Raw genomic sequence first — 637 nt, forward strand, 5'->3', positions numbered from 1 at the left:
GCGTACCGCCGGTGGTGGTGAAGGCGGCGGTGCCGAGCCCTTGGACGGTGGCCCGCACGTGGACGCCGGGGGCGAGCGGCACCGCGGCGGTGGCCGCGCCGGCCAGGAAGATCCACCCGGCTTGGAGCGCCGGGCCGTGCCGGTCGGCGAGGGCGATGCCGGCGGTCAGGGCGCGGCGGGGGTCGCCGAGGATCGCGGCGGTGGATCCGGTCTGCACCGTGCGTCCGTCCACTTCCAGCAGTACGCCGAGGTTGTCGACGCCGTCCGGGACCGGCTGCCACGGCCCGACGGTGAACAGGGCGGCCGAGGTGTTGTCGGCGATCACGTCGGGCAGCGAGAAGGTGAAGTTGGCGTAGCGGGAGTCGATGACCTCCAGCGCGGGGGCGACGGCCCGCACCGCGTCGGTGAACGGCATCCCGGGTGTCGGCGGCCTGTCGAGGAGGAAGGCGATCTCCGGTTCGACCCGGGGGTGGATCAGCCCGGAGATGTCCACGGCGGCGCCGTCGGGCACCTGCGTGGTGTCGGTGAGTTGGCCGAGGATCGGCTCATCGACGCCGACCTGGGCCATCTTCGCCTGGCTGGTCAGGCCCATCTTGGCGCCGACGAGGCGTTCGCCCCGGTCGGTGCGGCGGGCGAT

1 protein-coding gene is annotated in these 637 nt (G+C 73.9%); it reads right to left on the minus strand.

Translation table 11 applies throughout. The annotated features are described in order from the left end of the window. A partial coding sequence (locus ACFHW1_RS28820) for a 2-keto-4-pentenoate hydratase (protein ID WP_416616736.1) occupies positions 1 to 637 on the minus strand: 637 nt, incomplete at both ends.

This window comes from Micromonospora sp. LOL_014 (assembly GCF_048060245.1).
Taxonomy (GTDB): domain Bacteria; phylum Actinomycetota; class Actinomycetes; order Mycobacteriales; family Micromonosporaceae; genus Micromonospora_E.